Here is a 22,766-nt window from a genome sequence, read left to right as displayed (position 1 = left end):
AGCACCCCCGAGCCGCCCGCTTCCGCCGTGCCCGGTGCCCGCGTCGGGTTGGACGCCCTGCCGCTCCGCCCCGACCTGCGCGGCCGCAGCCCCTACGGGGCACCGCAGCTCGACGTGCCCGTCCGGCTGAACACCAACGAGAACCCCTTCCCGCCGCCCGCCGAGCTGGTGGCGGACGTCACCGCGGCGGTGGGCCGGGCCGCCGCCGAGCTGCACCGCTACCCGGACCGGGACGCCGTGGCGCTGCGCGCCGACCTGGCGGCCTACCTCTCCCGGGCGACCTCCACCCCGCTGGACGCCCGCAACGTGTGGGCGGCCAACGGCTCCAACGAGATCCTCCAGCAGCTGATGCAGGCCTTCGGCGGCCCCGGCAGGACGGCGTTGGGCTTCGAGCCGTCCTACTCGATGCACCCCATCATCGCCGCCGGCACCCGCACCGAATGGGTCGCCGCGCCCCGGCGCGCCGACTTCTCGCTGGACACGGCCGCCGCGGCGGAGACCGTGCGCTCCCGGCGGCCCGACGTCGTGTTCGTCACCAGCCCCAACAACCCGACGGGGCAGTCGGTGCCGCTGGCCGACCTGCGCACCGTGCTGGACGCCGCCACCGGGATCGTCGTCGTCGACGAGGCCTACGCCGAGTTCTCCTCCGCCCCCAGCGCGGTGTCGTTGATCGACGAGTACCCGGACCGGTTGGTGGTCAGCCGGACGATGAGCAAGGCGTTCGCCTTCGCCGGGGGGCGTCTCGGCTACCTCGCCGCCGCCCCGGCGGTCGTCGACGCGTTGCTGCTCGTCCGGCTCCCCTACCACCTGTCCGTCCTGACCCAGGCCGCCGCCAGCGCCGCGCTCCGCCACGCCGACGCGACGCTGAAGTCGGTGCGGACCCTCGTCGAGGAACGGCACCGCGTCGCCGACGGGCTCGGGGCGCTCGGGTTCGACGTGGTGGACTCCGACGCCAACTTCCTGCTGTTCGGCCGTTTCCCCGACGCGGGCGCGGCCTGGCGCGCCTACCTCGACTACGGTGTGCTCGTTCGTGACGTCGGCATCCCGGGGCACCTGCGGGTGACCGTGGGCACGGCCGAGGAGAACGACGCCTTCCTCGCCGCGAGCAGGGGTCTCGCCGAGGGGGCCGCAGACGGGAAGGACCAGCGGTGAACCGCATCGCGCGGGTGGAACGCACCACCAGGGAATCCTCGGTCGACGTGGAGGTCGACCTCGACGGCGCCGGGAAGGTCGAGATCGACACCGGCGTGCCCTTCTACGACCACATGCTGACCGCGCTCGGGACCCACGCGGCCTTCGACCTCCGGGTGCGGGCCAGCGGTGACACCGAGATCGACGCGCACCACACCGTCGAGGACATCGCGATCGTGCTGGGGCAGGCGCTCCGGGAGGCGTGGGGCGACAAGAAGGGGGTCCGCCGCTTCGGGGACGCCTGGATCCCGATGGACGAAACCCTGGCGCACGCGGCCGTCGACCTGTCCGGCCGGCCGTACTGCGTGCACACCGGTGAGCCGGAGACCTACAACACCTTCACCATTGGTGGGAACTACCCCTTCGTGCTCAACAGGCACGTCTTCGACTCGTTGGCCTTCCACGCCCAGATCGCGCTCCACGTGCGGGTGATCCACGGTCGGGATCCGCACCACATCACCGAGGCCCAGTTCAAGGCGGTGGCCAGGGCGCTGCGGGCCGCCGTCGAGCCGGACGAGCGGCTGCGGGGAGTGCCCTCCACCAAGGGCGCCCTCTGACCGAGCACCGGTACGGCGCGGGGGGAGCCCCGCGCCGCCACCACGGTCCGCCCCGGCGCGGGCGCCGGCTGACGACGTGTCACGACGAGAAAGGGTTCCGCGTGGAGTTCACCTGGGTGTCGATCGTGCTGCTCGGGGTGGCGGGTTTCCTGTTGGGAGGGGCCTGGTCGCTGCGCCGGACCAGCCGGGCGGGCGTGGCGGTCCTCCTGGTCGGCGCGGTGCTCGCCGCCGCGGGAGCGGTGCTCTGGACGGGCTGAGCCCAGCCACCTGGTCGCCGACGGCAGGGTGGTGACCGGCAGACCAGCCACCCGCCGTTGGCGCTGAGGTGGAACACGTGCCTGCCCCGGGTCATGCCTCCGGCGTCCACGACGAGCACGACGGGCGCGCCCCCGCGGTGCGGACGGCCCCGGCCGTCGCCTCGTCAGGGGAGACGCACGGCGTGGCCCCGCACCGGGCGTAGCCCCTCCCGGCGGATCGAGGCAGGGGACTTCGCCGTCGTGCCGTGGAACGACGTCGGTGGGGGGTGGCGGAGGTGAGGCCGGGGTCGAGGGGCACCGGGGGCCCCTGGCTCGCCCGCATCCACGAGCCGGACCCGTCGTCGGCGAAGCGCTTCCGGTCGTTCTCGCCGACCAACCCGGTCCAGGGCGCCGGTCGATCCGGTGCCCTCGTCCCGCAAGCCCCGCGAGCCGGGGCTCGACCGACACCCACCCCGCGGCGCCCGGGGAGACCCCCAGCGTTCCCGGGTCGCGCCGGAGTGCGTGGGCCAGGACGCGCGGGATCCCGCCGGGGTCGATGTTCCGCGCGGTCCGCCCCTGCCACCCCGGCCGCACGACCCACCTCCGCCGCGTCCCGGCTGGTCGGCGTCCTTTTGTGGATCAGCGGCCACCCTCGCGTGACGGTCGCAGCATGGGGGCTCCCGGGCCCTGCGCGGCCAGCTCGTCGTCCGGGTTGTGCAGCCAGCAGGTGGCCAGCGAGAGGCAGCCGCAGCCGATGCACGAGTCGAGGCGGTCCCGCAGCCGCACCATCCCGTCGATGCGGGTGTCGAGTTCGGACCGCCACTGCCGGGAGAGCCGCGCCCAGTCCGCCTTGGTCGGGGTGCGCCCTTCCGGAAGGGTGGTGAGCGCCGCCTGGATGTCCTCCAGGCTCAGACCGACCCGCTGCGCGGAACGGATGAAGGCGAGCCGGCGCAGGACGGACCGCTCGTAGCGGCGCTGGTTCCCGCTGGTGCGGTGGGAGGAGATCAGGCCGCGGTCCTCGTAGAAGCGCAGGGCGCTGTGGGGGACTCCGCTGCGGTGGGCGATCTCGCCGATGCTGAGGGTGGGGCTGCTCGCGGGCATGGGACAGCCTAACCCTTGACCTAAACCAATGTCGAGGTATCAGGCTGGGGTCATGATGATGAAGAACCCCACCACCCCCACCACCACGCGGTGGGGGTACGCGGACCTGCCAGCCCTCGTCCGCCGGATGACCGGCGACGAGAAGCACCACTCCGCGTCCTCCTCCACCCTGGACGTCCTCTGGGTCCTCTACGACCGGATCCTCGACGTCAGCCCCGAGCGGATCGACGACGAGGGGCGCGACCGCTTCCTGCTGTCCAAAGGGCACGGTCCGATGTCCTACTACGCGGTGCTCGCGGCCAAGGGGTTCCTCGACGCCGACCAGTTCCCGGACTGGGCGTCCTTCGGATCCCCCCTCGGCCACCACCCCGACCGGATGCTGCTCCCGGGGGTGGAGATCGGCAGCGGCTCCCTGGGTCACGGGCTCCCCCTGGGCGTCGGCACCGCGTTGGGACTGCGCGCCCGGGGCATCGGCTCCCGCGTCGTGGTCCTCACCGGGGACGCGGAGCTGGACGAGGGCAGCAACCACGAGGCCATCGCGGTCGCCGGTCGACTGGGGCTGGAGCAGCTGACCACGGTGGTCGTGGACAACGACTCCGCCTCGTACGGCTGGCCAGGCGGCATCGAGGACCGGTTCACCCGGGAGGGCTGGAACGGGGCCACCGTGGACGGACGGGACCACGACGCGCTGTACGCGGCGTTCACCAGGCCCTCGAACGGGCGGCCCTCGGTGGTCGTCGCCCAGGTCGAACCGTACGACGACGACGCTTCCGAGAGCCAGGACCAGGGCACGGCCACGACGACGGAGGAGCAGACCCGATGAGCACCCGACCCGCCACCAGCAGCGAGATCGACGAGCGGCCCACCCGGACCATGCGCGACATGTTCGTCGAGACGACCACCGCCCGCTTCGACACCGACGACCGGCTGGCCGTGGTGCTGGCCGACATCAGCGCGGACAGTTTCGCCCCGGCGGCGGCCCGCTGGCCGGACCGCGTGCTCAACGTCGGGATTCGTGAACAGGCCATGGTCGGGGTGGCCGGCGGCCTCGCGTTGACCGGTCTCCGCCCCGTGGTCCACTCCTACACCCCGTTCCTGGTGGAACGGCCCTTCGAACAGCTCAAGATCAGCATCGGTCACCAGGGGGTGGGTGCGGTGCTCGTCAGCATCGGCGCCTCCTTCGACGCCAGCAGCGAGGGACGCACCCACCAGGCACCCGGGGACGTGGCCCTGCTCGACACGCTGCCTGGGTGGCGGGTGCACGTCCCCGGCCACCCCGACGAGGTCCCCGCGCTGTTGCGGGACGCCTTCGACTCCGACGGCCCCGTCTACGTCCGGTTGTCCGGTCAGACCAACTCCACGCCGATGCCGGTCGGCGCCGGATTCCACCAGGTCAGGGGCGGGTCAGGCTCGGACAGGGGGGTGGTGCTCGCGGTAGGCCCCGTGCTCGACCAGGTCATCGAGGGCGTCGGGGACCTCGACGTCACCGTGCTCTACACCCCGACCGTCCGGCCCTTCGACGCGGTCGGCCTGGCCGAGGCGGTCGGTCGTGCCCGGCACGCCGACGTCATGCTGGTCGAGCCTTACCTGGCGGGAACCTCCGCGCACCGGGTGGGCTCGGCGCTCGAGGCCGTGCCCCACCGCGTCCGGTCGCTGGGCGTGTCCCGGGACGCCGAGTTGCGCGCGTACGGCACACCCGAGGAGCACACGGCGGCGCACGGCTTGGACGCGACGAGCATCGGGCTGGCCGCCCGGGAGTTCTTCCGACCGTGACCGCGTCAGCCAATATCACTAGTGGCTATCGCCCAAGAGGTTGATTGCCACTGCTACACCGATGGGGTTGTGTGGGCGGCGGCAATTCGCACGGCAGTTCGAAGGAAGGAACCGTGATGGCGCCGTCCTCACCCACCGTCGCAAGTTGGGAACTGGGACTTCGGCTTCGTGAACGTCGGGAGCTGATGGGGCTCACGGCGCAGGCGGTGGCCAAGCGCAGCGGGTGCACCCAGGGCTACCTCTCGGAGGTCGAACGGGGAAAGACCAAGATCGCCGAGGAACGGCTGGCCGCGTTGACCGAGATCTACGAGTTCCACCGCGACGAGGCCGAGGAACTGGCGGCGCTGCGGCGCGACGCCAACCAACGCCCGTGGTGGAACTCCTACTCGGCCCTGTTCAGCGACGACCTCCTCCGGTTCTTCGGCTACGAGCACGGCGCGGAGAGCTGCCGCGCCTACGACGGGGGCCTGGTGCCCGGTCTCCTCCAGACCGAGGACTACGCCCGCGCGGTGATCCGGGGAGGGGGCCCCAACATCCGGCTCGCGGAGGTCGACCGGCGGGTCGAGGCGCGGATGCAGCGCAAACAGCGGCTCACCGGCCCCACACCCATCCACTACACGGCGGTGATCAACGAGGCCGTCCTCCGCCAACACGTCGGAGGCCCCCGGGTGCTGGCCGACCAGCTCACCTACCTCGTCGACATGATCGAGTCCTGCCCGGACACCCTCGACCTGCGGGTCGTGCCCTTCACCGCGGACGCCTACCACGCGCTGGGCGGATCGACCTTCTACCTGCTCGACTTCGCCAGCTCGCGGTTACCCACGCTGGTCTGGCAGGAGACCGTCACCTCCACGGACCTGATCGATCACTACATGAGGGTCCGCGAGTACGATCTGGCGTACTCGCAGGCCGCCACGCTGGCCCTGAGCGCGGCCGACTCGTTAGCCCTCATCCGCCTGATCGCCAAGGAGCTGCTGTGACCAGTCGGGTGTCCCCCGTTCGTCACGATCGGTCGGCGCGCTCCTCCTGGTTCAAGTCGACGCGGAGCGCGGGCAACTCCTCCTGCGTGGAGGTGCGGTTCGTCTCCGGGGAAGCCGGGGTGCGGGACTCCAAGAACCCGTGCGGGCCGGCACTGGTCTTCGCCTCCTCGCAGTGGTCGGGCTTCGTGGGCAACGTGCGGCGGGGCTCGTTCGACGACACCCCCTGAGCGCCGGCTGGCGGTAGCTCGGTGGCGCGGATCTCACTCGGATCGGTGGTAGGCACCCGCACGCTTCGTGAGCGGTGCGGATCCGGGGTCCCAAGGCCCCGATCGGGTGCCGTCACGGTGAACAAGTGGGCGTGGTGACCTGTCCGGGGCCCGGCCGAGGTGGCCCTGGACGGGCGGAGCGCCCGAGGCGGGGCGCCCGAGGCGGGGTGCCCCGGGGCATCAGCCGCGGTAGGTGGTCCCCACCTTCCGCGTCCCGCCAGGGCCGCCGCCGCTCCGGCCGCTGACCAGGGCCTCGTCCGCGTGTGGCCCTCCGGTCGGGGCGGGAGGTGGCGGAACGCGGACGGGACGCCGAGGCCACTCGCGCCCGACCCGCTCCGGCGATGGCCGCCGCCGACCTCCCTCGGCGCGGCGTCCGTCACACCCCGCCTCCTCCCGACTCCGGCCCGTGGGCACGCCGGCCCGACGGTTTAGCCTGGACGCGTGGCATCAGTCGTCGTGTTGGATTACGGGTCGGGCAACCTCCGGTCCGTCGAGCGGGCGTTGGAGCGAGCGGGCGCCGAGGTGACGGTGACCTCCGACGCTCGCGCGGCCGTCGAGGCGGAGGGCCTGGTGGTGCCGGGCGTGGGCGCGTTCGCCGCATGCGCGGGAGGGCTGCGCGAGGTGGGCGGCGCCGAGATCGTGGACCGGCGCCTCCGCGACGGGCGCCCCGTCCTCGGGGTCTGCGTCGGCCTCCAGGTCCTCTTCGAACGCGGCGTCGAGCACGGGGTCACCGCCGACGGGCTCGGCCGGTGGCGGGGTCAGGTGGAGCGCCTGAAAGCGGATGTCCTACCCCACATGGGCTGGAACACGGTCCGCGTGCCGGCGGGCAGCCGGCTCTTCGCCGGCCTCGACCCGGAGACCCGCTTCTACTTCGTCCACTCCTACGCCGTCCGCACCTGGGAGCCGGACGGAACCGGCGGCGCGGGACCGCTGGTCACCTGGGGGCACCACGGCGAGGACTTCGTGGCCGCCGTGGAGGACGGTCCGCTGTGGGCGACGCAGTTCCACCCCGAGAAGTCGGCGGACGCGGGCGCGGTCCTACTCCGGAACTGGTTGCGGGAACTCCGGTGACCGGGCGCCGCTACCGCTCCGTGCGGCCCGGGAGGGGGTCCAGGTTCGTCGCGCTCCTGTTGATCGTCGTGATGACGGCGAGCGTCGGCCAGGCCGTGCTGGTCAACTTCGGGCTCTCGCTGTGGGAGGCGCTGGCCGTGCTGTTGCTGGTGATCGCGGTCCCCGCCGCCGTGGTGTTCGGCCGCAACCGGGACCGCGACCGCTGAGCCACGATGTGCCGCCCAGCGCGCCGGTAGGGGGAACCGCTCCGGCGTCGGCGGCGCGTCAGGCCTTAAGGTTGCCCGGTGACTTTCACCTTGCTCCCCGCCGTGGACGTGGTGGACGGCCAGGCCGTCCGGCTCGTGCGCGGTGAGGCCGGTACCGAGACCTCGTACGGTTCCCCCCTCGACGCCGCGCTCGCCTGGCAGCGCGACGGAGCCGAGTGGGTGCACCTGGTGGATCTGGACGCCGCCTTCGGACGGGGTGAGAACCGCGAGCTCCTCGCGGACCTCGTGGGGCGCCTTGACATCGACGTGGAACTGTCCGGCGGGATCCGGGACGACGCCTCGCTGCGCGCCGCCCTGGCCACCGGCTGCCGACGGGTGAACCTCGGAACGGCTGCGCTGGAGAACCCCGACTGGTGCGCCCGCGCCATCGCCGAGCACGGCGACCGCATCGCCGTCGGCCTCGACGTGCGCATCACCGAACGCGGGCACCGGGTGGCCGCCCGGGGCTGGACCAGCGACGGCGGCGACCTGTGGGAGGCGCTGGAACGCCTCGACCGGGACGGCTGCGCCCGCTACGTCGTCACCGACGTGGGCCGGGACGGGACCCTCACCGGCCCCAACCTGGACCTGCTCCGCGCCGTCTGCGAACGGACGCCGGCGCCGGTCGTCGCCTCCGGTGGCGTGGCCAGCATCGAGGACCTGACCGCTCTGGCCGGCCTCGCCGACCTCGGTGTGGAGGGCGCGATCATGGGCAAGGCGCTCTACTCCGGCGCGTTCACCCTCCCGGCGGCGCTGGCCGCGGTCCGGGACACCGCCGTCCGAGGCTGACCCGCTCCGGTGGCGGCGCCTGACCGGGCCCGGTCAGGCGTGCAGCAGCCAGGCCAGCAGGAACGCGCCACTGTTGCTGGCCAGGTGTCCGAGGACCGGCGCCAGCAGGCCGCCTCCGAGCCGCCGCACGCCGCACAGCACCAGACCGAGGACGAAGGTGGCCAGCACCGCGGTGAGGCTGGTCAACAGGGTGGAACCGCCGAAGAGCGCGCCCACCGCGTCGTTGCCCTCGCTCAGGCCGAGCGAGGGCAGGACGTGCCACAGGCCGAAGCACGCCGAGGCCAGGGCGGCCGCCGGCCACCAGCCGCGGCCCTCGGGCCGGAACAACGCGGGCAGGACCCCCCGGAACGCCACCTCCTCCAGGAGGACGGTCCCGACCGGGATGCGGACCAGCACCGCCCACAGCATCGCCCCGGTGCCGACCTCGGCCGCGCGTTCGTCGGCGAAGGCCTGCCGGAGTTCGGGAACGACCAGCGCGATCGCGAACGCGAGCAGCACCACCGCCACGGCGGCGGCGCCGACGAGGAGCCCGCGCCGGTCCAGATCGGACCCGATGCCCAGCGTCCGCCAGCTCAGGCCGCAGCGGCGGGCCACGACGACGGCGAGCACGGCGACCACCCCGTTCCAGAACGGGTAGGCGGTCGCGGGCAGAATCGTGTTGGTCATCACCACCGAGCAGGCCAACATGACCAGCACGAGGAACAGGCCGCGGCGGCGGGACCACCGAGCCGTCCCCGGATCGGAACCGACCTGCGCCATCGTCATGCCATCCTGCCGGAGAACCTGGGGAGAGGGTAGCGATGGTCGGGCCGGACGGGGTGGGGCAGGCTCCGGGCGCGGGGGACGAATCCCAGTTCACCGCGTCCGGCCAGCGGGACCGCTACGTCGACCTCCTGCGAGCTCTCAGCCTGCTGGTGGTGGTGTTGTGGCACTGGGCGTTCACCATCCTGATCTGGACTCCCGACGGCCCCGTCGCCACCAGCCCGCTCGGTTTCACCTCGGGGCTGTGGATCTTCACCTGGCTGCTCCAGGTGATGCCGGTGTTCTTCTACATCGGCGGCTACGTGCACATGATGTCCTGGCGGCGGGCGAAGGCGCGGGGCTCGGGACTCGGTGGCTTCGTCTGGCACCGGATCAGGCAACTCGCCGTCCCGGGTGCCGCGCTGATGCTCACGTGGATCGTGCTGGGACTGGTCCTCGGCGCGCTGTTCGACATCCAGTGGATCGGCCAGGCGGTGCTGATGGTCATCAGCCCGCTGTGGTTCCTCGCCGTCTACCTCATGCTGATCGCCCTGCTCCCCGTGGCGCTCTGGTTGCACCGCCGCTTCGACGTGCTCGCCCTCGTCTGGTTGGGCGGCCTGGCCATGTGCGTGGACGTCCTCCGGTTCCGCTACGGGCTGGAGGAGCTGGGCTGGCTGAACATGGTGCTGGTGTGGGGACTGGCCCACCAGGCCGGTTTCTTCTACCGGCGCCTCGTCCTCGCCTCCCGCCGACTGGACCTGTCCTTGTTGTGGGCCGGGCTGTTCGCCCTGGTGGGGCTCGTGTTCTCCGGGCTCTACCCGGGGTCGATGGTGGGCGTCCCCGGCGACCGGCTCTCGAACATGGCGCCGCCGACCTTCGTCATCGTGGCCCTGCTCGTCTTCCAGATGGGTGTGGTGGAGACCCTCCGCCCCCGGATGGAGGGAGTGCTCGAGGGCGTGCGCTGGCGACGGTTCAACGACGTCATCAACCGGTTCGCGTTGCCGCTGTTCCTCTTCCACACGACCGGGATGGCCCTGTGGCTGGTGGTGTCGTGGGGGGTGTTCGGCGTCACGGTGCCGGAGGCGATCGTGCCAGACGCCGGGTGGTGGGTCCGCCGCCCGCTGGCCCTGGTGGGCCCGCTGTTGTTCACCCTCCCGGTGATCGCGCTGTTCGGGAAGTTCTGGATGCGGCATCGCACCGAACGGCGCCCCGCCGTGATCCCACCCCGCCCCCCGGGACCCGGGTAGGACGTGGCGCCGGAGCCCCGGACGGGCGACGTCCTGGCCGGCCCGGCCACCTGGGGGCCGGGACGGGGCGGCGCCCTCGGCCAGGTGGTGGCCGGCCCGGCCGGCGGGGGAGGGCGCGGGCCCTGCCCGCCCGAACCGGAGCGCGGTGACCGGCGGTCGACGGACGTGGAGGGGGCAGCCTCTACCCTGGGCGCATGTCAGTCGCCGTACGCGTGATCCCCTGCCTGGACGTGGACCGGGGACGGGTCGTGAAGGGGGTCAACTTCACCGACCTCGTGGACGCCGGTGACCCGGTGGAGCTCGCGGCCGCCTACGACGCCGAAGGCGCGGACGAACTCACCTTCCTCGACGTCACGGCCTCCTCCTCCGAGCGGGAGACCACCTTCGACGTGGTGCGCCGGACCGCCGAGCAGGTGTTCATCCCCCTGACGGTCGGCGGTGGGGTGCGCAGCGTCGAGGACGTCAACCGGCTGCTGCGTGCCGGTGCCGACAAGGTGAGCCTGAACACCGCCGCCGTCGCCCGCCCCGAGCTCCTGCGGGAGGCCTCCCACCGGTTCGGCGCCCAGTGCGTCGTGTTGTCGGTGGACGCCCGACGGGTCCCGGCCGGGCAGCCACCCACCCCGTCGGGGTTCGAGGTGACCACCCACGGGGGCCGCCGGGGCACCGGCGTGGACGCGGTGGAGTGGGCGGCCACCGGCGAACGACTCGGAGTGGGGGAGATCCTGTTGAACTCGATGGACGCCGACGGCACGAAACGGGGCTTCGACCTCGAACTGATCGAGGCGGTCCGCCGGGAGGTCTCGGTCCCCCTGATCGCCAGTGGCGGCGCGGGGACCCCGGAGCACTTCGCCCCGGCGGTGCGGGCCGGTGCGGACGCGGTCCTCGCCGCCAGCGTCTTCCACTTCGGCGAGCTGCGCATCGGCCAGGTCAAGGACGCGCTGCGCGAAGGCGCGGTGACGGTGCGATGACCCGGGCGGAACGCTCGACCGAGGCTGGTCCGCCACTGGAGGTGCGGGTGGCCATCGGCGTCCTCTCCGGTGGGGGCCTGTTGTTCCTGGTGCTGGGCCTGGTGCGCCTGGTGACCGAGGGCGGCTCCGACGTGATGTTGCTGCCCACCATGATCACCATGCTGGTGCTGGCCGCCTCGGTGAGCATCTACGCCGGCCGCCCGTCGCTGCGCGCCCTGGGACTGGCGGGGGCGACATTGGCCGGGCTCCTCTACCTGCTGCTGGCGATGAGCGACGGACCCTGGTGGCTGACCGTGGTCGGTCTGCTGCTGGCCGCCAGCGCCTTCTACACGCTGGTCCTGCTCAACACGGGGCCCGCCCGCCGGTACGGCGGACTGGCCTGATCCCGGGGGCCGCCCCGACCGGGGCGCCGCCGGCCACGCCGCCCCTCCAGGGCGGCGAACACCGAGAACGTGGAGGTCGTCGATGAGTTCGGCGCGGCTGGATCCCACCGTCGCCGACCGGCTCAAGCGCAACGAGGCCGGTCTCGTCTGCGCGGTCGCGCAGCGCCGGGAGGACGGCGCCGTGCTGATGGTGGCGTGGATGGACGACGAGGCCCTCCGACGCACCCTCGCCACCCGGCGCGCCACCTACTTCTCCCGGAGCCGGGGGGAGTACTGGGTCAAGGGGGAGACCTCCGGGCACACCCAGTACGTGCACGAGGTGCGGTTGGACTGCGACGGCGACACCGTGCTGCTCACCGTCGACCAGACGGGCGCCGCCTGCCACACCGGCAGCGCCACCTGCTTCGACGACGGGCTCCTGCTCGCCGCCGAGACGGGCTGAGCGCCTCGCGGGCAGGGCGTTCGCCGAGCCCAAACCCGGTTTGGGTGACGGCCCGGTCCGGCGGCACAATGGCCGGCATGGCTGGCGTGCACGGTGGCGGTACTGGTTCGGTGAGCCCGACCAGGGAGGAGTTCCGGCAGCTCGCGGTCCAACGGCGGGTGATCCCGGTGGTGCGCAAGCTCCTCGCTGACGGGGAGACGCCCGTCGGCGTCTACCGGAAACTCGCCAGGAACCGGCCCGGGACCTTCCTGTTCGAGTCGGCCGAGAACGGCAAGTCCTGGTCGCGCTGGTCCTTCGTCGGTGTGCGCAGCCCCGCCGCGTTGACGGTGGTCGACGGCCAGGCCACCTGGACCGGGAGCCCACCGGTCGGGTTGCCCAGTGGGGGTGATCCGATGGCGGTGCTGCGGGAGGCGGTGGAGCTGCTGCGTACCGATCCGCTGCCAGGCCTGCCGCCGCTGACCGGCGGCATGGTCGGCTACGTCGGCTACGACGCGGTGCGCCGGCTGGAACGGCTGCCCGAACTGACCGAGAACGACCTCCAGGTGCCCGAGCTGATGATGCTGCTGGCCACCGACCTCGCCGCGCTGGACCACCACGAGGGCACCGTGACCCTCATCGCCAACGCGGTCAACTGGGACGACAGCCCGGAGAACGTCGACGCCGCCTACGCCGACTCCGTCCGCCGCCTCGACGAGATGACCCGGCTGCTGTGCACCCCGGCCGAGCCGACGGTCTCGGCGTTCGGCCGCCCCCGCCCGAGTTTCACGCGCCGCCGGTCCCGTGAGGAGCACTTCGCGGCGGTGGAGACCGCGAAGGAGGCGATCCGGGCCGGCGAGGCGTTCCAGGTCGTGGTGTCCCAGCGGTTCGAGGTGGAGACCGACGTCGACGCCCTCGACGTCTACCGGGTGCTGCGCACCACCAACCCCAGCCCGTACATGTACCTGCTGCGGCTGTCCGCGCCCGACGAGGACGGTGTGGAGCGCCCGTTCAGCGTCGTCGGCTCCAGCCCCGAGTCGCTGGTCACGGTGCGGGACGGCCACGCGACGACCCACCCGATCGCCGGCACCCGGTGGCGGGGCGCCGACCCGGACGAGGACGCGCTGTTGGAGAAGGACCTGCTCTCCGACGAGAAGGAACGCTCCGAACACGTCATGCTCGTCGACCTCGGCCGCAACGACCTCGGCCGGGTGTGCCGCCCGGGCAGCGTGCACGTCGTCGACTTCTTCCGCATCGAGCGCTACAGCCACGTCATGCACATCGTCTCCACCGTGCGCGGTGAACTCGCCGAGGGCCGCACCGCCTTCGACGCCGTCGCCGCCTGCTTCCCCGCCGGGACCCTGTCCGGCGCTCCGAAGCCCAGGGCGATGGAACTCATCGAGGAGCTGGAGCCGACGCGCCGGGGGCTGTACGGCGGAGTGGTGGGCTACCTGGACTTCGCCGGCGACGCCGACACCGCCATCGCCATCCGCACCGCGCTGATCCGGGAGGGCGTGGCCTACGTGCAGGCCGGGGGCGGTATCGTCGCCGACTCCGACCCGGAGGCCGAGGACAACGAGTGCCTGAACAAGGCCGGTGCCGTCCTCTCCGCGATCGCCACGGCCGAGACCCTGGCCGAACCGGGACCCGTGGGTGGCGAGGGCACGGACGGCGGTGCCGAGACGACGACGAGGGCGGCGGCGGATGTCGCGGGCGTCTGAACCCGGCGGTTCGGGAACGGGGCCCGCCCAGGCGGAGGCTCCCGCGAGCAAGGACGCCGCCCGCCGGCGCGGCGGTCGGCTGTGGCCGCTGGTGGCCGGCCTCGTGTCGGCCGCGCTCCTGCTGTGGGGCGCCAACCAGCTCAGCTGGGGTTTCGTCGCGGACTGGCGGCCGGGGCAGGCCAGGCTGCCCGGGGACATCCCGGGTTCCGCGGCCGTCGGTGGACTGGCCGCGGTCGCGCTGCTGTCCCTGGCCGCCGTGGCGGCCGTGCTCGGCACCCGGGGCTGGCTGCGCCGAGGGGTGGGCGTCGTGCTGGCCCTCGCCGGGATCTGGGTCCTCTGGTCGGTGAGTTCCTTCGATCCGGGCGCGGCTGTCGGTGTGGTCGGCGACACTGGTCACGTCCCGGTGGACCCGATGTCCGTCGCCGACCCCGGCGACGGGGGCCCGCCGTGGGGCAGGGTGCTCGGCGGCGCGGGCGGCGTCGTCCTGGTGCTCAGCGGGCTGTCGCTGGTCCTGCGTTCCGGCGCGCTGCCCGTGCTGGGCGGGCGCTACCGCACGCCCGCCGACCGGCGCTCGGCGGCGCCGTCCGACCGCCAACTCTGGGAGGCGATGGACAGTGGTGACGATCCGACCACCGCACGCGACCAGCACGACGCGGCGCGCGAGTGATGGTCCACCCAGTGCGGGGGGTCGCCCGCGAGCGGAGTTAGCATCCTCGACAACCAGCGGCGCGCGAGGGGAGTGGGCGTGATCGAGCGCACGAACGGGCACGGCGACGAGGTGATCTCGTGAGCGTCCTGGAGTCCATCCTCGACGGGGTGCGGGCCGACCTGGCGGAACGCGAGTCCGCGGTCCCCTTCGAGGAGATCAAGAGGCGGTCCCTGGAGGTCGCGCCTCCCAAGGACGTCAAGTCCGCGATGCTGGCCCCGGGTGTGGGGGTCATCGCCGAGGTCAAGCGGCGCAGCCCCTCCAAGGGTGAGCTCGCCGAGATCGCCGACCCGGCGGAGCTGGCCAGCTCCTACGCGGCGGCGGGGGCCAGGGCGATCAGCGTCCTGACCGAGCGGCGACGTTTCGGCGGATCGCTGGAGGACTTCGACGCCGTCCGGGCGGCGGTGGACGTCCCTCTGCTGCGGAAGGACTTCATCGTCAGCACCTACCAGGTGCACGAGGCCAGGGCGCACGGCGCGGACATCGTGCTGCTGATCGTCGCCGCCCTGGACCAGAACACCCTGTCCGCGTTGCTGGACCGGGTCGAGTCGTTGGGCATGATGGCGTTGGTGGAGGTGCACACCGCCGAGGAGGCGGACCGCGCGCTGGAGGCCGGGGCCAGCCTGGTGGGCATCAACGCGCGCGACCTGCACACCCTGGAGGTCAACCGCGAGGTGTTCGGGCGGATCGCGCCGGGCATGCCGGCCGACGTGCTCAAGGTCGCCGAGTCCGGGGTGCGCGGCCCCAGCGACCTGATGGCCTACGCGGGCGCGGGCGCGGACGCCGTGCTCGTGGGTGAGGGCCTGGTCGTCAGCGGTGACCCGAGGGCGGCGGTCACCCAGCTGGTGACGGCCGGTTCCCATCCGGCGTGCCCCCGCCCCAGCCGCTGATGGCGGGCGCGCACCAGGGAGCAGGAGACGGACGGACGGTGGGTGACGTGAGCGGAGACGACGGAGCGGCGCGGACCACGGACGCGGCCCCTCCCGCGAGCACCCTCCCCAGCGGGCACGACCCCGACGAGCGCGGGCGCTTCGGCCCCTACGGCGGCCGGTTCGTCCCCGAGGCCCTGGTCGCGGCCCTCGACGAGCTGCATGCGGAGTACGAGAAGGCCCGGGTCGACCCGGCCTTCGTCGACGAGTTGCGCCGACTGCTCCGTGACTACACGGGGCGGCCGTCGCCGCTCACCGACGCGCCCCGGTTCGGTGAGCACGCCGGTGGGGCCCGGATCCTCCTCAAGCGGGAGGACCTCAACCACACCGGCTCCCACAAGATCAACAACGTGTTGGGGCAGGCCCTGCTCACCCGGCGGATGGGCAAGACCCGGGTGATCGCCGAGACCGGCGCCGGGCAACACGGCGTGGCCACCGCCACCGCCTGCGCCCTGTTCGGTCTCGACTGCACGGTGTACATGGGCGAGGTCGACACCCGGCGGCAGGCGCTCAACGTCGCCAGGATGCGCCTGCTCGGGGCGGAGGTCATCCCCGTGCGGACGGGGTCGGCCACCCTCAAGGACGCCATCAACGAGGCGATGCGGGACTGGGTCACCAACGTCGCCGACACCCACTACCTGCTGGGTACCGTCGCCGGACCCCACCCCTTCCCCGTGATGGTGCGTGACTTCCACCGGGTGATCGGACTGGAGGCGCGGACGCAGGTCCTGGACCGGGTCGGTCGGCTGCCGGACGCCGTCGCCGCCTGCGTGGGGGGCGGTTCCAACGCCATCGGCGCGTTCCACGCGTTCCTCGACGACCCGGGCGTGCGATTGGTGGGCCTGGAACCCGGTGGGGAGGGCCTGGAGACCGGGCGGCACGGCGCCACCCTGACCGCCGGTTCGCCCGGCGCGCTGCACGGCGCCATGTCCTACCTCCTCCAGGACGAGGACGGCCAGACCCAGGAGACGCACAGCATCTCCGCCGGTCTCGACTACCCCGGTGTCGGGCCGGAACATTCCTGGTTGAAGGACACCGGGCGGGCCGAGTACCGGCCCGTGACCGACGCGGAGGCGATGGACGCCTTCCAGCTGCTGTGCCGCACCGAGGGCATCATCCCGGCGATCGAGTCCGCGCACGCCCTGGCCGGGGCGTTGACCCTCGGCCGTGAGCTCGGCGAGGACGCCGTGGTCCTGGTCAACCTCTCCGGTCGGGGCGACAAGGACGTGGACACCGCGGCCCGGTGGTTCGGGCTGCTTCCCGGAGAGGACGCCTGATGGGGCGGTTGGATTCCCTGTTCGCCTCCTGCCTGGCCGAGCGGCGGGCCGCTCTCGTGGGCTACCTGCCCGCCGGTTACCCGACCGTGGCGGACTCCGCCGCCCTGCTGGGCGAGATGGTCGCGGGTGGCTGTGACCTGGTCGAGATCGGTGTGCCGTACTCGGACCCGGTGATGGACGGGCCGACCATCCAGTCCGCGGCCGACACCGCGCTGCGGGCCGGGTTCCGGCTGCGGGACGTGTTCTCGCTCGTCGAGTCGGTCGCCACCGCCGGTGGTCGCGCCGTGGTCATGACCTACTGGAACCCGGTGCACCGCTACGGCGTGGACGCCTTCGCCCGCGACCTCGCGGCCGCCGGGGGGCTCGGCGTGATCACCCCCGATCTGATCCCGGACGAGGCGGAGCCGTGGCTGTCGGCCTCCGACGCCCACGACCTCGACCGGATCTTCCTGGTGTCGCCGTCCTCCACCGAACAGCGGATCGCCATGACGACGAAGGCGAGCCGGGGTTTCGTGTACGCGACCGCCGTCATGGGGGTGACCGGGGCCAGGGACCAGGTGGGTTCCGACGCTCCCGGTCTCGTCCGCCGCACCCGGCAGCACACCGACCTGCCGGTCGGCGTGGGGCTGGGTGTCCGGTCGGGGGCGCAGGCGGCCGAGATCGCCGGTTTCGCCGACGCGGTGATCGTGGGCTCGGCCTTCGTGGCGCGCGCCGGCGGTGACCAGGAGCGGGCCCGGTCGGAGGTCCGGTCGCTGGCCGAGGAGCTCGCCGCCGGGGTCCGGGGCCAGGTCAGCTGACCGGCCGGCTGCCCGGCGGCCCGTCACGGGAGGACCGCGCCCACCGGCCGGGGACGAGCCCCGCCCCTCCGCTGACCGGGGGCGTCGGCCGCCCGACCAGCCCGGTGCCGCCACCAGCCGCGACGGACCCGCGCGCCCGCCGGCGGCGACGACATCGGTGGAGTCCGTTCGGGGGCGGCCTCGCCCGACCCGTCGCGGGCCGCTGGCGGCGGCCCGCCATCACCCGAACGGCGGCACCCGAGGTGCTCCCGAGGGATCTTGCGCGGCCACCCCGACCACCGCGCGTCCGGACCGCCCGCTGCCAGCGCGATCGCGACCACACCGCCGGACGCCGGGGACACGTGGACGGTTAGTGTGGTCCGGTGAGCACTACGGCAACCGTGTTCCTGGCGAACATCCCGAGCCCGGACCAGGGTGTGTGGCACCTCGGCCCGATATCGCTCCGCGCCTATGCGCTGTGCATCCTCGCCGGCATCCTCATCGCACTGTGGTGGGGCGACCGGCGGCTCGTCGCCCGGGGCGCGGAGAAGGGCACCGTGCTCGACATCGCGGTGTGGGCCGTCCCGTTCGGGCTGATCGGCGGCCGCCTCTACCACGTGATCACCGACTACCACCAGTACTTCGGCCCCGGCCGCAACCCGCTCGACGCGCTGGCGATCTGGAACGGGGGCCTGGGCATCTGGGGAGCGATCGCCCTCGGCGGGGTCGGGGCGTGGATCGCCTGCCGGCGGCGGGGGATACCGCTGCCGGTGGTCGCGGACGCCATCGCCCCGGGCATCATCGTGGCGCAGGCCGTCGGACGCGTCGGCAACTGGTTCAACCAGGAGCTCTACGGTGGACCGACCGACCTGCCGTGGGGGCTGGAGATCTACCAGCGGGTGAACCCGGCGACCGGGCTGAACGACCCGCTGAACGGAGTGGCCATCGACCACACCCCGATCGCGGTCGTCCACCCCACGTTCCTCTACGAGCTGCTGTGGAACGTGCTCGTCGCCCTCGTGATCGTCTGGGCCGACCGCCGGTTCCGCCTCGGCCACGGCCGGGTGTTCGCCCTCTACGTCGCCGGTTACACGCTGGGCCGGTTCTGGATCGAGCTGATGCGGACCGACCAGGCAACCGAGATCCTCGGGGTGCGGGTCAACGTCTACGTCGCGGCGCTGGTCTTCCTCGGTGCCCTGGTCTACCTGCTCGTCGCCCCCAAGGGACGGGAGGACCCGTCGGTGTTGGCCGTCACCCGGACCGACGACGACGGGGACGTCCCGGCCGGAGCCGGGGACGCCCCGGCGGACGGGGACACCGCGGCCACTCCTCGCACCCCGGCCCGCCCCGCCGGTACCGAACCCCGCCAACCCCGTCGCCCGGCCGGCGGAACGGACCGCTCGGACGGAGACGGGACCAGCTGAGAAGCGGCGCCGTGCCGTCGGAGCCTTACGATCCCCAGTCATGCGAATCCTCCTCGTCGAGGACGACGACCGGGTCGCGGGCGGGTTGACCGTGGCGTTGCGCCACGCAGGCTACGAGGTGAACCGGGTCGGTACGGCCGCCGCGGCGCTCGCCGCGCCGGAGTCCGACGTCGTGCTGCTCGACCTCGGACTGCCCGACGGTGACGGGATCGACGTGCTGCGCCGACTCCGGGAGCGGCCCGGCGTCGCGGTCATCGCGGTGACCGCGCGCGGCGAGGAACGCGACCGGGTTCGGGGCCTGCGGACCGGCGCGGACGACTACGTGGTCAAACCCTTCGGGACGGCGGAGCTGCTCGCGCGCATCGAGGCGGTGCTGCGGCGGACCCGCGCCGCGCGGGCGCACTCCGCGCCCGCCGCGCCGCTGCGCGCCGGCGATCTCGTCCTCGACCCGGCGACCCGGGTGGCCAGCACCCCCACCGGCCCGCTGCCGCTCACCCGCAAGGAGTTCGACCTGCTCGCCCTCCTGGTGGCGCAGGCGGGAGCCGTCGTGAGCCGGGTGCACATCCTCGACCAGGTGTGGCAGGCGGCCTGGGAGACGTCCTCCCGGACCCTGGACACCCACATCGCCTCGTTGCGGGCGAAGCTCGGGGACGCCGCGCGCATCGACACCGTCCGGGGGATCGGGTACCGGCTCTCACCCGGCGGGCGGGCCGACTAGTGCTGCGCCGGTTGCTGGCCGTCCTGGTCCCGCTGCTGGTCGTGCTGATGGCCGCTCTCGGGGTGCCCCTGGGCGCGGTGGTGGCCCAACGGGTGACCCAGGAGGTGTACCTGGACCGCCTCAGCGATGTCGGCCGGTTCGCCTCGCTCGCCGAGAGCGCCCTGTCCTCCGGCCGGGTCGAGGCCCTGCGGGACGAGATCGCCCGCTACGACGACCTGTACGGCATCCCCGTGGCGGTCCTCGCACCCGGCGGTGAGGTGCTGCTCTCGTCCAGGGACGCGTGGCCGGCGGCCGACGAGATCGACGGGGACGACCTGTCGGGGCAGCTGCGGCAGGCGTTCGCCGGGTACCGACCGGAGCCACCCGCCCTCCTCTGGCCGTGGCAGGCGCGACCCCTGCACGTCGTGGAACCGGTCGGCCGGGACAGCGAGGTGGTCGCCGTGGTGGCGATGGCCTCCCCGACGGGCGGGTTGCGGGCGGAGATCGGCTGGCAGTGGCTGCTGCTCGGGCTGGTCGGGCTGGTTCCCCTCGGGGGGCTGGTCCTGGCGGCCTGGCCCATCTCCCGCTGGGTGCTGCGACCGGTGCGCCAGCTCGACGAGGCCACGGCGGCCGTCGCGCGGGGACGCCTGGACACCCGCGCCGACGAGGTGACCGGCCCGCCCGAACTGCGGCGGTTGGCCGCGTCGTTCAACACGATGGTCGGCGTGGTGGGGACCGCGTTGGAACGGCAGCGGGCCTTCGTCTCCGACGCCTCCCACCAGATGCGCAACCCGCTGGCCAGCCTGCGGCTGGCCGTCGAGAACCTGGAACCGCACCTGCGGGACGACGACGCCAGGGAGGCGCAGCGGGTCGCCGTCGACGAGGCGGCCGCCCTCGGGCGCCTGCTGGACGCGATGTTGGCCGCGACCCGGCTCGACAGCGCCACCGACGCCGAGCCGGTGGCCCTCGACGACCTCTTCGCGACCCATGAGCCCGGGTGGCGGGTGCAGGCGAGGCAGGCTGGCATCCGCCTGGAGGTCGACCCGGGGCGGGGCCTCGGTGCCCTGGAGCCTCCCGGCGGGTTGGGCGGTGTCCTCGACGAACTCGTGGGCAACGCGGTTCGGCTCTCGGGCGCGAGTTGGGTGACGGTTCGGGCCCGCCGGGTGCGGGAGCCGACCGAGCTGGCCGACCTCAGCTCGGAGGAGGTGGCCACTCCGGCCTCCGGCACGGAATGGGTGCGGCTGGAGGTCACCGACGACGGGACGGGTCTCGACGAGGCCGAACGGACGGCCGCCCTGAACCGCTTCTGGCGTTCCCCCCGGCACCAGAACGTCGCCGGGACCGGGCTGGGCCTGGCGATCTGCCACGAGCTGGTCACGGCGGCGGGGGGAAGGTTCGAGCTGCGCCCCGCCGGCGAGCACGGGCTGGCGGCGGTGGTCACGCTGCGCGCGCCCGCCGGGTCCGTCGAAGGGGAGGTGGCTGGCGGGACGCCCTGACGTCGCCGGCCGGAGCGCGTGGGGGACCCCGGCCCGCGTCGCCGGGCGCGGGCCGAGCCGTCGGGGTCGCCCAGGATGTTCGGGCGCCGGGACGGTGTCGAATGTGCGGGAACCACGGGGCCAGGCACCCGCCGCGTCGGACGGTACCCACCCGCCCCCGCTGCGACGACCCGGGTGGGGCTCGCCGGCGACCGGGGTCGAGGAACGGCGGGGCGGGTGTGCCGACCCACCGGGCCCGGGCGGGCAGGGGCGTCGGCCGGCGACGTCCCCGCACCCCGGGGCCGCTGGCGGGGGCGCGCTCGTCCTTCCCACCGTCCACGCCGCCGCGCGGGAAGCCCTGATGCCGTGACCGTGCCCGTCCAGGGCCGCCCCGACGTCGTCGTGCTCGGCTGGGCGGCGGACCACCCGGGAGTCGTGGGACCGGGGGTCAGCGAGTGGACGGCACCCGTCGAACCCCGGCCGGCGCGTCTCCGGCCGAGCGGGCGGTCGAACTCCCTCCCGCGCCTGCCGGGAGGGGGCCTCGGGGCTCCCGCCGGTGCTGGCTCCCGCTGGGCGCCTGCCGGCGTCGACGGCCACCACTCGGGCGCACCGACCGGCAGCCCGCCGGCCGCCCTCACCGCTTGGCGTCCTCGAACCAGTCCCGCGCCCCCGGGTGCAGGGGCACGGGACCGGTGGCGATCCCGGTGCGCACGTTGATCCGCGCCGCCTCGGGGCGGTTGGCCGCGATCCGGCCCGACTCGGTGAACACCACCTCGGTGACCAGGGTGGCCACCTGGTCCGCGACGTCGTTCCTGACCAGGAGCACGTTCGGTACGGCCACCGTCGGACAGGGCGGCACCCGGTGGTAGGTGGTGGCGGGGACCGTCGCCGGGATGTAGGCGCCACGGTGGGCGTCGGCCATCCGGTCGGCCTCCTCGTCCAGGGGCACCAGGCGGAAGGGGGCGACCCCGGCGAGGGTGGTGAGAGCCGGGGTGGGGATGCCGGTGAGGGTGAAGGCGGCGTCGATCTCCCCACCCGCGAGGGAGGCGGCGGACATCGCCTGGGGGAGTGGGAGCTTCTCCACCTCGACCCCCGTGAGGTCGAGCAGTCGGGTCACGATGAACTCGGTGCCGGAACCGGACGCCCCGATCGAGACCCGCAGGCCCGCCAGATCGGACAGGTTCCGCACCGGCGACCCGTTCAGCACCGCCAGCTGGAGGAAGCTGTCGTAGAGCCGGCCGATCGCCGAGACCGAGTCCGCGGGGCGGCCTTCGGCTCCCACCACCGCGTCCAGGCTGCACAACGCGAGCTGCGCGTCGTCGGAGGACAACAGCGAGAGGTTGTCCACGCTCGCGCTGCTCGGCAACGCCTCCACATCGGTGTCCGGCATCCGCTGGTCCAACGCCTCCGCCAGCGCCCCGCCGATCTCCCGGAACACGGCACCTTCCGGTCCGGTCGCCAGGACCAGCCGGGGAGGGAACCCACGGCCGCCGGCGGAGCACCCAGGGAGGCCCAGGGTCAACGCCGTTCCGCCGACCGCGCCGAGGCGGAGCAGGGAACGACGGGACAGCGACGGCGCCGCGGAGCGAGGCTGGTTCCTGGGCACCACGGCAGGTTAACCCGTTCGGCGGGGCACACGGTGCCGGCGAACACGCTCAGGCACGCACGACGACCACTCCGTGGGCGAGCGACACCAGGAGCGACCACTCCATCACCTGGTGTGCGCGTTATGTCAAGCGAATCTGAAGTTTCGTGTGCGTTTCTTGCCTGGTGTTACCCCTGTGCTCAGGATCAC

At 73.4% G+C, this 22,766-nt stretch carries 25 protein-coding genes; 22 read left to right on the top strand and 3 right to left on the bottom strand.

Annotated elements, in window-relative coordinates:
• Positions 1-27: 27 nt before the first annotated feature.
• The 3 genes from ACOJVX_RS17595 to ACOJVX_RS17585 all read left to right on the top strand — a co-directional run bounded on the left by ACOJVX_RS17595 (position 28) and on the right by ACOJVX_RS17585 (position 2,005).
• Positions 28-1,152, top strand: a complete 1,125-nt coding sequence (locus ACOJVX_RS17595; RefSeq protein ID WP_026420048.1) for a histidinol-phosphate transaminase — start codon at positions 28-30, stop codon at positions 1,150-1,152.
• Positions 1,149-1,748 carry an imidazoleglycerol-phosphate dehydratase HisB gene (hisB, locus tag ACOJVX_RS17590; RefSeq protein ID WP_026420049.1) on the top strand — a complete coding sequence of 200 codons (600 nt, stop codon included), beginning with the start codon at positions 1,149-1,151 and terminating at the stop codon, positions 1,746-1,748. The genes ACOJVX_RS17595 and hisB overlap by 4 nt, the downstream gene beginning before the upstream one ends.
• A 101-nt stretch (positions 1,749-1,849) precedes the next feature.
• Entirely contained in the window at positions 1,850-2,005 is a 156-nt protein-coding gene (locus ACOJVX_RS17585) for a hypothetical protein (RefSeq protein ID WP_418153527.1), read from the top strand.
• A 618-nt stretch (positions 2,006-2,623) separates the two neighbouring features.
• On the opposite strand, the gene soxR is transcribed toward ACOJVX_RS17585, so the two are convergent.
• Complete coding sequence (soxR, locus tag ACOJVX_RS17580; RefSeq protein ID WP_418153528.1) at positions 2,624-3,085, bottom strand: redox-sensitive transcriptional activator SoxR; 462 nt, start codon at positions 3,083-3,085, stop codon at positions 2,624-2,626.
• Positions 3,086-3,137: 52 nt separating this feature from the next.
• Here soxR and ACOJVX_RS17575 point away from each other — a divergent pair, with 52 nt between their 5' ends.
• From ACOJVX_RS17575 to priA, 7 genes are all read left to right on the top strand, one after another.
• Positions 3,138-3,908 carry a thiamine pyrophosphate-dependent enzyme gene (locus ACOJVX_RS17575; RefSeq protein ID WP_372493001.1) on the top strand — a complete coding sequence of 257 codons (771 nt, stop codon included), beginning with the start codon at positions 3,138-3,140 and terminating at the stop codon, positions 3,906-3,908.
• Positions 3,905-4,858, top strand: a complete 954-nt coding sequence (locus ACOJVX_RS17570; RefSeq protein ID WP_422646934.1) for a transketolase family protein — start codon at positions 3,905-3,907, stop codon at positions 4,856-4,858. Before ACOJVX_RS17575 ends, ACOJVX_RS17570 begins: the two co-directional genes overlap by 4 nt.
• A 116-nt stretch (positions 4,859-4,974) precedes the next feature.
• Positions 4,975-5,838, top strand: coding sequence for a helix-turn-helix domain-containing protein (locus ACOJVX_RS17565; RefSeq protein WP_026420053.1), 864 nt, complete (start codon positions 4,975-4,977; stop codon positions 5,836-5,838).
• Positions 5,835-6,065, top strand: coding sequence for a DUF397 domain-containing protein (locus tag ACOJVX_RS17560; RefSeq protein ID WP_337661844.1), 231 nt, complete (start codon positions 5,835-5,837; stop codon positions 6,063-6,065). The genes ACOJVX_RS17565 and ACOJVX_RS17560 overlap by 4 nt, the downstream gene beginning before the upstream one ends.
• Positions 6,066-6,545: 480 nt before the next feature.
• The gene (gene hisH / locus ACOJVX_RS17555) at positions 6,546-7,175 is read left to right on the top strand and encodes an imidazole glycerol phosphate synthase subunit HisH (RefSeq protein WP_030225497.1); all 630 of its coding nucleotides are present in this window, start codon (positions 6,546-6,548) and stop codon (positions 7,173-7,175) included.
• Positions 7,172-7,381 (top strand): hypothetical protein, encoded by a 210-nt coding sequence (locus tag ACOJVX_RS17550; RefSeq protein ID WP_026420056.1) that lies wholly within the window; start codon positions 7,172-7,174, stop codon positions 7,379-7,381. The genes hisH and ACOJVX_RS17550 overlap by 4 nt, the downstream gene beginning before the upstream one ends.
• A 78-nt stretch (positions 7,382-7,459) precedes the next feature.
• The gene (priA, locus tag ACOJVX_RS17545; protein ID WP_026420057.1) at positions 7,460-8,209 is read left to right on the top strand and encodes a bifunctional 1-(5-phosphoribosyl)-5-((5-phosphoribosylamino)methylideneamino)imidazole-4-carboxamide isomerase/phosphoribosylanthranilate isomerase PriA; all 750 of its coding nucleotides are present in this window, start codon (positions 7,460-7,462) and stop codon (positions 8,207-8,209) included.
• A 33-nt stretch (positions 8,210-8,242) separates the two neighbouring features.
• Here the strand turns inward: priA and ACOJVX_RS17540 are convergent, their stop codons facing one another.
• Positions 8,243-8,974 (bottom strand): CPBP family intramembrane glutamic endopeptidase, encoded by a 732-nt coding sequence (locus ACOJVX_RS17540; RefSeq protein WP_026420058.1) that lies wholly within the window; start codon positions 8,972-8,974, stop codon positions 8,243-8,245.
• Positions 8,975-9,009: 35 nt separating this feature from the next.
• Between ACOJVX_RS17540 and ACOJVX_RS17535 the strand changes: the two genes are divergently transcribed.
• The 12 genes from ACOJVX_RS17535 to ACOJVX_RS17480 all read left to right on the top strand — a co-directional run bounded on the left by ACOJVX_RS17535 (position 9,010) and on the right by ACOJVX_RS17480 (position 20,992).
• Positions 9,010-10,197: an acyltransferase family protein gene (locus ACOJVX_RS17535; RefSeq protein WP_026420059.1), complete on the top strand. Its 1,188-nt coding sequence runs from the start codon at positions 9,010-9,012 to the stop codon at positions 10,195-10,197.
• Positions 10,198-10,391: 194 nt separating this feature from the next.
• Complete coding sequence (hisF, locus tag ACOJVX_RS17530) at positions 10,392-11,165, top strand: imidazole glycerol phosphate synthase subunit HisF (RefSeq protein ID WP_026420060.1); 774 nt, start codon at positions 10,392-10,394, stop codon at positions 11,163-11,165.
• Complete coding sequence (locus tag ACOJVX_RS17525; RefSeq protein WP_026420061.1) at positions 11,162-11,548, top strand: hypothetical protein; 387 nt, start codon at positions 11,162-11,164, stop codon at positions 11,546-11,548. The genes hisF and ACOJVX_RS17525 overlap by 4 nt, the downstream gene beginning before the upstream one ends.
• Positions 11,549-11,630: 82 nt before the next feature.
• The gene (gene hisI, locus ACOJVX_RS17520; RefSeq protein ID WP_418153531.1) at positions 11,631-11,990 is read left to right on the top strand and encodes a phosphoribosyl-AMP cyclohydrolase; all 360 of its coding nucleotides are present in this window, start codon (positions 11,631-11,633) and stop codon (positions 11,988-11,990) included.
• A gap of 68 nt (positions 11,991-12,058) precedes the next feature.
• The gene (locus tag ACOJVX_RS17515) at positions 12,059-13,687 is read left to right on the top strand and encodes an anthranilate synthase component I (RefSeq protein ID WP_026420063.1); all 1,629 of its coding nucleotides are present in this window, start codon (positions 12,059-12,061) and stop codon (positions 13,685-13,687) included.
• Positions 13,671-14,354 (top strand): Trp biosynthesis-associated membrane protein, encoded by a 684-nt coding sequence (locus tag ACOJVX_RS17510; protein WP_026420064.1) that lies wholly within the window; start codon positions 13,671-13,673, stop codon positions 14,352-14,354. The genes ACOJVX_RS17515 and ACOJVX_RS17510 overlap by 17 nt, the downstream gene beginning before the upstream one ends.
• Before the next feature lie 119 nt (positions 14,355-14,473).
• A complete protein-coding gene (gene trpC / locus ACOJVX_RS17505; protein ID WP_026420065.1) occupies positions 14,474-15,283 on the top strand; it encodes an indole-3-glycerol phosphate synthase TrpC in 810 nt (269 codons plus the stop codon).
• 38 nt (positions 15,284-15,321) lie between these two features.
• Positions 15,322-16,599, top strand: coding sequence for a tryptophan synthase subunit beta (trpB, locus tag ACOJVX_RS17500; RefSeq protein ID WP_422646933.1), 1,278 nt, complete (start codon positions 15,322-15,324; stop codon positions 16,597-16,599).
• Positions 16,599-17,396, top strand: a complete 798-nt coding sequence (trpA, locus tag ACOJVX_RS17495; protein WP_422646932.1) for a tryptophan synthase subunit alpha — start codon at positions 16,599-16,601, stop codon at positions 17,394-17,396. Before trpB ends, trpA begins: the two co-directional genes overlap by 1 nt.
• 362 nt (positions 17,397-17,758) lie before the next feature.
• A complete protein-coding gene (gene lgt / locus ACOJVX_RS17490; RefSeq protein ID WP_245588911.1) occupies positions 17,759-18,799 on the top strand; it encodes a prolipoprotein diacylglyceryl transferase in 1,041 nt (346 codons plus the stop codon).
• Between the two features lie 40 nt (positions 18,800-18,839).
• Positions 18,840-19,517 carry a response regulator transcription factor gene (locus ACOJVX_RS17485; RefSeq protein WP_016699564.1) on the top strand — a complete coding sequence of 226 codons (678 nt, stop codon included), beginning with the start codon at positions 18,840-18,842 and terminating at the stop codon, positions 19,515-19,517.
• An 11-nt stretch (positions 19,518-19,528) separates the two neighbouring features.
• The gene (locus ACOJVX_RS17480) at positions 19,529-20,992 is read left to right on the top strand and encodes a HAMP domain-containing sensor histidine kinase (protein ID WP_422646931.1); all 1,464 of its coding nucleotides are present in this window, start codon (positions 19,529-19,531) and stop codon (positions 20,990-20,992) included.
• A gap of 613 nt (positions 20,993-21,605) precedes the next feature.
• Here the strand turns inward: ACOJVX_RS17480 and ACOJVX_RS17475 are convergent.
• Positions 21,606-22,577: a TAXI family TRAP transporter solute-binding subunit gene (locus tag ACOJVX_RS17475; protein WP_337661846.1), complete on the bottom strand. Its 972-nt coding sequence runs from the start codon at positions 22,575-22,577 to the stop codon at positions 21,606-21,608.
• Positions 22,578-22,766: the final 189 nt, after the last annotated feature.

Origin of the sequence: Actinoalloteichus caeruleus (genome assembly GCF_049311605.1) — a bacterium.
GTDB classification, from domain to species: Bacteria; Actinomycetota; Actinomycetes; order Mycobacteriales; family Pseudonocardiaceae; genus Actinoalloteichus_B; species Actinoalloteichus_B caeruleus.
The sequence above is the reverse complement of the archived record's forward strand: the minus strand, read 5'-3'. Positions and strand labels throughout refer to the sequence as shown.